Annotated in this window: 6 protein-coding genes and 2 pseudogenes; 5 read left to right on the top strand and 3 right to left on the bottom strand. The window is 68.2% G+C overall.

Annotated elements, in window-relative coordinates; genetic code table 11:
* The 4 genes and pseudogenes from B1A78_RS19055 to B1A78_RS23195 all read left to right on the top strand — a co-directional run.
* A partial coding sequence (locus B1A78_RS19055; protein WP_083734327.1) for an ABC transporter substrate-binding protein occupies positions 1-1,492 on the top strand: 1,492 nt, incomplete at its 5' end.
* Positions 1,493-1,545: 53 nt separating this feature from the next.
* Positions 1,546-1,968 carry a DUF4112 domain-containing protein gene (locus B1A78_RS19050; protein WP_077148474.1) on the top strand — a complete coding sequence of 141 codons (423 nt, stop codon included), beginning with the start codon at positions 1,546-1,548 and terminating at the stop codon, positions 1,966-1,968.
* A gap of 127 nt (positions 1,969-2,095) precedes the next feature.
* A pseudogene (locus B1A78_RS23200) lies at positions 2,096-3,214 on the top strand (S9 family peptidase); the annotation flags it as partial.
* The gene (locus B1A78_RS23195) at positions 3,194-4,099 is read left to right on the top strand and encodes a prolyl oligopeptidase family serine peptidase (protein ID WP_306171661.1); all 906 of its coding nucleotides are present in this window, start codon (positions 3,194-3,196) and stop codon (positions 4,097-4,099) included. The pseudogene B1A78_RS23200 and the gene B1A78_RS23195, both read left to right, overlap by 21 nt.
* 33 nt (positions 4,100-4,132) lie before the next feature.
* Here B1A78_RS23195 and chrA read toward each other — a convergent pair whose 3' ends face one another.
* The 3 genes from chrA to B1A78_RS19030 form a co-directional block, all read right to left on the bottom strand.
* Positions 4,133-5,317, bottom strand: coding sequence for a chromate efflux transporter (chrA, locus tag B1A78_RS19040; RefSeq protein WP_077148473.1), 1,185 nt, complete (start codon positions 5,315-5,317; stop codon positions 4,133-4,135).
* A 171-nt stretch (positions 5,318-5,488) separates the two neighbouring features.
* Entirely contained in the window at positions 5,489-6,853 is a 1,365-nt protein-coding gene (locus B1A78_RS19035; RefSeq protein ID WP_077148472.1) for a HAMP domain-containing histidine kinase, read from the bottom strand.
* Positions 6,850-7,524 carry a response regulator transcription factor gene (locus tag B1A78_RS19030; protein ID WP_077148471.1) on the bottom strand — a complete coding sequence of 225 codons (675 nt, stop codon included), beginning with the start codon at positions 7,522-7,524 and terminating at the stop codon, positions 6,850-6,852. The genes B1A78_RS19035 and B1A78_RS19030 overlap by 4 nt, the downstream gene beginning before the upstream one ends.
* Before the next feature lie 163 nt (positions 7,525-7,687).
* On the opposite strand from B1A78_RS19030, the pseudogene B1A78_RS19025 reads away from it, so the two are divergent.
* A pseudogene (locus B1A78_RS19025) lies at positions 7,688-7,966 on the top strand (hypothetical protein); the annotation flags it as partial.

Here is a 7,966-nt window from a genome sequence, read left to right as displayed (position 1 = left end):
CAGCCCGCCCGCCCGTATCGCCCGCCTTGCCGCGTCGGGCCTGCTCGCGCTCGCGCTCGGCAGTTGCGGACTGTTCAGCGAGCGCGGGCCGGTGCAGGTCGCGGCGATCGGGACGCTCAACGGCAGCGCCAGCCCGATCAACGGCGAATTGTCCGCCGCCAATGCCGCGCTGCTCGACGCCACCTCGCAGGGGCTGGTCAGCTATGACGGCGAAGGACAGATCGACGTCGGCCTCGCCGAGCGCTGGACCGTCACCGCCGACGGGCGCAGCTATGTCTTTCGCATTCGCGAGGCCAAATGGTCGAACGGGCGCCGCGTCACCGCCGCCGACGTCGCGACGATCCTGCGCGGCTATCTCGCGCCGCGCAGCAAGCATGTGCTGAAGGGCGATTTCCCCGAGATCGAGACGATCAAGGCGATGACCGAGAGCGTGATCGAGATTCGCCTGTCGGTGCCGCAGCCCGGTATGCTCGAACTGCTCGCGCAGCCGTCGATGGCGATCGTCAACCGCGGGCTCGGCTGGGGGCCGATGCGCGCAAAACGCAGCGGCCGTGCGATGCTGCTCACCCCCGTCCCCGATCCGCTCGCCGAAGACCCCGAGGCCGCCGAAGCCGCGGCCGCCGCCCCTTCGGCGTCAATCGAACTGGTCGGCACCACCGCGCCGCGCGCGCTCGCGCGCTTCAAGAACGGCTATGCCGATGGCGTCGTCGGCGGACGCTTTTCCACCCTGCCCTATTTCGCCGCCTCGAACATCGGGCGCTCGCGGCTCGTCGTCGATCCGGTGCCGGGGCTGTTCGGCTTCAGCATGGTCGGCACCGAGGGTTTCCTGGGCGTCCAGGCCAATCGCGAGGCGCTGTCGCGTGCGATCCGGCGCGAACGCGTTGTCGCCGCCTTCGGGCTTCAGGAATGGACGCCGCAGATGACGATGCGCCCCGACCTTTACACGCGCGACGCCGGGCCGGCGCCGCTGCTGCCCGCCTGGGCCGACTATCCCGAACGGATACGCTTCGAACAGGCACAGCGCACCGTCGATAGCTGGCGCGCCAGCGGCAATGTCGTCGAGCCGCTGCGCATCGCGGTCCCCGACTCGCCCGGCGGGCGGATCCTCTACGCCTATATCGCGGCCGACCTGGCGCGGATCGGCATGCCCAGCCGCCGCGTCGCGATGACGGCGGCCGCCGACCTGCGGCTGATCGACGAGGTGATGCCCAACGACGACGCCCTGTGGGGGCTGCGCCGCCTGTCGTGCCGCGCCGATACCATGTGCCACCGCGACGTACAGGACGCGATAACCCAGGCGACCGCCGCGACCAACGCGGCCGATCGGGCACGCCTGATCGGCGAGGCCGAGGAACTGCTCGCGGGCTATTCGCCCTTCATCCCGATCGCCACGCCGCTGCGCTGGTCGGTCGCGTCGCAGCGCCTGACCGGGCTGCGCGCCAACGGCCGCAGCCAGCACCCCTTGAATCGCCTCATTGCCCTACCCAACTAACACACCAGATGTTTTGAGGCGTCCATCGTCGGGCGCCGCCTGAAAGGACCCCGATGGCCCCTTCGACCCGCGACACCGATGCGCTGTTCGATGCGCTGATCCAGAATCGCCGCGACCCCGCCGCGCTGCGCAAGCGCGTCGAAACGCTCGAATATATCCTCGAGCGCAGCTTCACCGTTCCCGGCATCAACCGCCCCGTCGGGCTCGACGCGATCGTCGGGCTGATCCCCGTCGTCGGCGACGTCATCACCGCGACGATGGGCGCCTATCTGATCTGGGAGGCGCGCAACCTCGGCCTGCCGAAATGGAAGATCTGGCGGATGGTCGGCAATCTCGGCGTCGACACGGCGCTCGGCGCGGTCCCGCTCGTCGGCGACGCCTTCGACTTCCTGTTCCGCTCGAACACGCGCAACCTCAAGATCATCAAGAAGCATCTCGACAAGCATCACCCGGGCACGATCATCATCGATCAATAGGCGGCGGCTCCGACCGCCCTTCCCTCGGGCTGTCTGATGATGCTAGCACAGCGTCATCAGATAATTTCCCGGAGACGAAGATGATCCGCACCGCGCTCGCCGCGAGCGAACAGCTGAGGGCCAAAAGGCGCTCGACTGGGTGAAGAAGGAAAATGCCGAGGCCGACAAGCTGCTGCTGTCGCGCCCGGGGTTCGAGGCCGATCGCCAGCGCGCCCGCGCCATCCTCGACGACGACCGCCAGATCGCGATGCCCGGCGAGGTGATGGGCGAGACCATCACCAATTTCTGGCGCGACGCCGCCAACCCGCGCGGACTGTGGCGGCAAAGCCCGCTCGACGCCTATCTCGCGGGCAAGCCCGTCTGGACGGTGCTGATCGACGTCGACGCGCTCGGCAAGGCCGAGAAGCAGAGCTGGGTCTGGCACGGCGCCGACTGCCTCGCCCCCGACTACAAGCGCTGCCTCGTCTCGCTGAGCCCCGGCGGCACCGACGCCGACATCGTGCGCGAATGGGACCGCACGACGAAAAGCTTCGTCGACGGCGGTTTCAGCCTGCCGCAGGCGAAGAGCAGCGTGACGTGGGAGAATGCCGACACGCTGCTCGTCGCGACCGATTATGGCGAAGGCAGCATGACCGCGTCGGGCTATCCGCGCATCGTCAAGCGCTGGAAGCGCGGGACGCCCTTGTCGGCCGCCGAAACGATCGCCGAGGGCGAGCATGAAGATGTCGGCATGAACGTCTTCGCCTTCACCGACGGCGACCGGCGCTGGCCGATGATCAGCCGCGGCAAGACCTTCTACACCGCCGATTACAAGCTGCCGAATAGCGACGCGTCGCAATATATCTCGACGATCGTCCCCGACACCGCGAGCGTGCGCGACGTCATCGACGGCCAGCTCGTGATCTTCCTCAACAAGGAATGGGCGGGCATCGCCGCGGGCTCGCTCGTCTCGCTGTCGCTCGCGGACATGTCGGCCGACCGCCAGGTGCCGATCGTCACCGCGATGACCCCGACGAGCGCGCAGGCGATCGAGGATGTCGCCGCAACCGACAATATCCTGTGGGTGAAGGCGCTCGACGATGTCGAGGGCAAGCTGTTCGCGCTGCGCCGCGATCCCAAGACCGGCCGGTGGAGCCAGAAGGACGTCGCGCTCGCCGACAATGCGACGGTTTCGATCGCCGGCGCGGTCGGCAAGCGCGACATGCTGTTCGCGACCGCCGAGACGATGCTGATGCCGCCGACGCTCTATGCGGTTTCGGAGGGCAAGGCAGCGGCAGCGGCAGCGGTGCAGAGCCTGCCCGCGACCTTCGACGCCAAGGACATGCGCGTCGAAAAACGCTTCGCGACGTCGAAGGACGGGACCAAAATCCCTTATTTCCTCGTCCGCAAGACCGGCGCCACCGGCCCCGTTCCCGCGCTCGTCCACGCCTATGGCGGCTTTCGCGCCGCGCAGACGCCGGGTTACCTGACCGGCCAGCCCTATCGCGCCGGCCCGCTCGGCCTCTTCTGGGTCGAGGACGGCAATGCCTATGTCCTCGCCAATATCCGCGGCGGCGGCGAATATGGACCCGCCTGGCACCAGGCGGCACTGCGCGAGAAACGCCAGAACAGCTTCGACGACCTGCATGCGGTCGCCGAGGATCTGGTCGCCACCGGGGTCAGCGCGAAGGGCAAGATCGCGATTTCGGGCCGCTCAAACGGCGGCGTCCTTGTCGGCGCGGCGATGGAACAGCGCCCCGACCTCTATGGCGCGGTCATTTCGGGTTCGCCGCTGAAGGATATGCAGCGCTACAACAAGCTGCTCGCCGGCGCCTCGTGGGTCGCCGAATATGGCGATCCCGACGTGCCCGAGGATTGGGCGTTCATGTCGAAATATTCGCCGTACCAGAACATCAGGAAGGGCGTGAAATATCCGCCGATCTTCCTTTACCTGTCGACCAAGGACGACCGCGTCCACCCCGGCCATGCGCGCAAATTCGCGGCGCGGCTGAAGGAATATGGCAACAGCGTCTATTATCACGAATATCTGGAGGGCGGCCATTCGGTCGGCGCCGACCATGCCGAGGACGCGATCCGCGCCGCGATGCTCCACGCCTTCCTGCTGCGCGAACTGGTCGAAAAGAAGAAATAGGCGCCCCGGCGGGCCGGGGCGCCATGCCCCGGCTCAGAGGCCGAGCAGCCAGCCCGCGATCCCGCCCGCGACGATCAGCGCGGGGATGACGAGCTTGCCCTTGAGTTTCCACGCCAGCACCAGTGCGGCCGCGAAGATCGCGATCGGTACGACCAGCCCCGACGCGCGCTCGGCGGTCGACCAGCCGAGCTGGACCAGCGTCGCGGCGATGACCCCGACCACCGCCCCAGCGACGCCCGCGAGCAGATGGTGCAGCGCCGGATTTTCGACCACCGCCTCCAGCCGTTCGAAGAAGATCATCGAAAAGGCGAAGGCGGGCAGGAACATGCCCGCAGTGATCGCCACCGCGCCGCTCCAGCCCCCCGCGACATAGCCCGCGAAGGTCGCGAAGATGACGAGCGGCGCGGGCAGGATTCCCGCAAGCGCAACGCCGTCGAGGAACGACCCGTCGGACAGCCAGCCGCGCCCGACCGTGTCGGTGCGCACATAGGGGATGGCGGTATAGGCGCCGCCAAAGGTCAGCAGCCCGCCCTTCAGCCCCGCGACAAACAGCGCCAGCGTCGTCGCGGGTCCCGCTGCGGCCGCCACCGCGGGGTGAAAGCCGTTCGACGCCGGGATCACCCACGCCAGCGCCGCCGCCGCGACGAGTATCAGCGCCGCGAGCGCCTTGCGCGCCGAAAAGGCATAGACCAGCCCGCCCGCGAGCAGCGGGATCCAGAAAGGCACCCCGGCAAGCGTCGCCGCAAAGCTCGCGCCCGCGACGATCCACAACAGCGCATCCTCCAATATATGCGCGCCGATCCGCTGCACCGCGCGCAGGATGATCGCGAGCACGACGACCTGGATGCCGAAAAAGATGCTCGCCGCGCCGGGCCGACCGACGATCCAGCCGTCATAGAGCCATCCGGCGAGCAGCATCAGGGCAAAGCCCGGGAGCATGAAGCCGAGCCCCGCGAGCAGCCCGCCGATCCGCCCGCGTGCGACCATGCCGAGGTGGACGCACAGTTCGTGCGCCTCGGGCCCCGGCAATATCTGCATCACCGCGAGCAGCCGGTTGAAGCGCTGCGGCGATATCCAGCGTTCCTCCTCGACGAGCGACTGGCGCACCATCGCGATCTGCGCCACCGGCCCGCCGAAGGCGAGGCAGCCGAAGCGCAGGAATTTCAGGAACAGCCGGAAAAGGCCGAGCGTGGGAGGGGAAGGTTCGGGATTCGTCATGCCAAGCGCGCTCCTGCCGCAAAATGCGGCCTGTTGGAGCGGAACTTGGGCGGCGAACCGCCTGGACGGGCGTCCGCACGGCCCGTGCGCCCGTCATATCATCGCGCGCCAGGGAGGGAAGATAGTCTTGCTATTGCGGGTGAAGCCCGGCGTTTCGGCGTCGGCGGCGACCTAGAAGCGGATCGAAACCCGCGTCCCCGGCCCGGCATCGCCGATTTCCATCGTCCAGCGGTGCAGCGCGACGATCGCGGCGACCAGTGCCAGTCCCAGCCCCGTCCCCGGCTGGTCCGCGGTCGCGGACAGGCGAAAGAAGCGCTCGGTCACGCGGTCGCGATACTCGTCGGGGATCCCCGGCCCCGTGTCGGCGATCGCCAGCTCGACCCAGCCGTGCCGTCGCGCACCGACGACGGTCACCACCCCGCCCTCGCCGCCATATTTGATCGCATTGTCGAGCAGGTTCGACACCGCCTGGAACAGCAGATTGGGGTCCGCCTCGATCGACAGCCCGCTCGCGATCCGGGCCTCGATCCGCTGGCCGCGTGCCTCGGCGTCGGGGGTGTGGAATTCGACCGCATCGGCGAGCAGCGTCGACAGGTCGATCGGCTTGACCCCCGCAAGATGCCGCCCGCTCTCGATCCGCGCGATGCGCAGCAGCGCGTCGAAAATCGCCTGCAGCCGTTCGGCCTCGGCGACCGCCTGGTCGGCGAGCCGCTGGCGCTCGCCCTCGTCGCTCGCCATGCGCAATTCGTCGAGGTCCGCATGCAACCGCGCGAGCGGGGTGCGCAATTCATGCGCGACATTGTCCGAAACGCGGCGCACCGCCTCGACCGATTCCTCGATCCGGCTGAGCATCAGGTTGAGCGCCTCGGCGAGTTCGTCGAAATCGTCGCCGGTGCCGCGCAGCGGGATGCGCTCGGTCATGCTGCCCGCCATCACGCGCCGCGCGGTGCGCGTCACCGCGTCGATGCGGTGCCCGACCGCGGCAGACATCGCGAAACTGCCCGCGATCGCGATCAGCGCCGCCACCACGATCAGCCACGCCGAACTGGTCGCGAACAATTCGTCGCGGTCGTCGATATCCTCGACGTCGCGCCCGACGATCAGCCGCGCCCCATCGCCCAGCCGGCGCTCGACGACCAGCGCCTCATAGTCATATTCCTCGCCATTGGCGTAGAGATCGGCCTCGAGCCGCCGCCACCCGACGATCGGCACGGCGGGCCAGCTCGGCAGGTTGCTGGTCAGCGCCTGTCCGTTCGCGGCAACCAGCGCGTGAAAGGCATGACGATCGCCCGGCGTGCGCTGGCGCCCGTCGAGCGCCGCGATCAATCCGTTGCGCCCTTCGGCGGCATCGAGCGCCGCCAGCCGGCCGGCCTCGGCGATCACCGCCTTGGCTTCGCGTTGCAGCGGCTGGTAGACGCCGATCCAATAAGCCGCACCGAACATCGCGAGCGTCGAGCCGAGCGACAGCGCGACATAGATCAGCCCGAGCCGGAAGGTCAGGCTGCGCCCGATGCGCGGCATGCGCGCGCCGCTCACGCCGCGCGCATCAGATAGCCGGTGCCGCGCACCGTGTGGATCAGCGCCGCGTCGAACCCGCGGTCGACCTTTTGCCGCAAGCGGCTGACATGCTGGTCGATGATGTTGGTCTGCGGGTCGAAATGATAGTCCCACACATGTTCGAGCAGCATCGAGCGCGTCACCACCCGTCCCTCGTTGCGCGCGAGATAGGTCAGGATGCGATATTCGCGCGCGGTCAGGTCGATCGGCCGCCCCTGCCGCTTCACCTGCTGGCCGAGCAGGTCGATCTCGAGGTCGCCGACCGCGAGCCGCGTCTCGGCGACGATCGCGGGTCCGCGCCGCGCGAGCACGTCGACGCGCGCAAGCAGCTCGGACATGGCGAAGGGCTTGGTCAGATAATCGTCGCCCCCGGCGCGCAGTCCGGCCACGCGTTCGTCGACCTCGCCCAGCGCGCTCAGGAACAGGATCGGCGTCGCATCGCCCGTCGCGCGGATCGTCTGGACGATCGTCAGCCCGTCGACATGCGGCAACATGCGGTCGACGATGATCATGTCGAAACTGTCGGCCGCGGCGCGCAGCAGCCCCGCGCGGCCGTCGCTTTCCAGCGTCACGACATGCCCGGCGCTCTTCAGCCCCTTGCCGATATGCTCCGCGACGCGGGCATCATCCTCGATCACCAGGATTTGCATCGCCCGTCCTTACGCAAGCCGATGCCGTGCCGCCATATTTTCGAACATTTGATTTTCGTCATCTTCGCAGCCCGGACCCGAAGATGGGCAAAATCAAATCTTTGCGCCACCAACATGACAGGCGCCGCCGCCATGGCCCGTTTCGCAGAAAAAGGAACGGGTCATGGGTCACGCACAAGCCAGTATCGCCAGACAAACGCCACCACCGGCCGCCGCACCGGCGCTCGCCCGGCTGTCGATCTTCGATCTCGACCGCACGCTGACGATTCTGCCGACCTACACGCCCTTCCTGATCTTCGCCGCGCGCACGCGGGCGCCGTGGCGGCTGCTGCTCATCCCGCTGCTGCTCCCCGTCGCGCTGCTTTATGCGCTGAAGCTCGTCCCGCGCCGGACGATGAAGCAGGCGATGCACCGGCTCGCGCTCGGCGGCGCGCTGCCCGAG

It is taken from the genome of Sphingopyxis sp. KK2, assembly GCF_001990265.1.
GTDB lineage: Bacteria > Pseudomonadota > Alphaproteobacteria > Sphingomonadales > Sphingomonadaceae > Sphingopyxis.
This window is presented reverse-complemented; position numbering and strand designations above follow the sequence as displayed.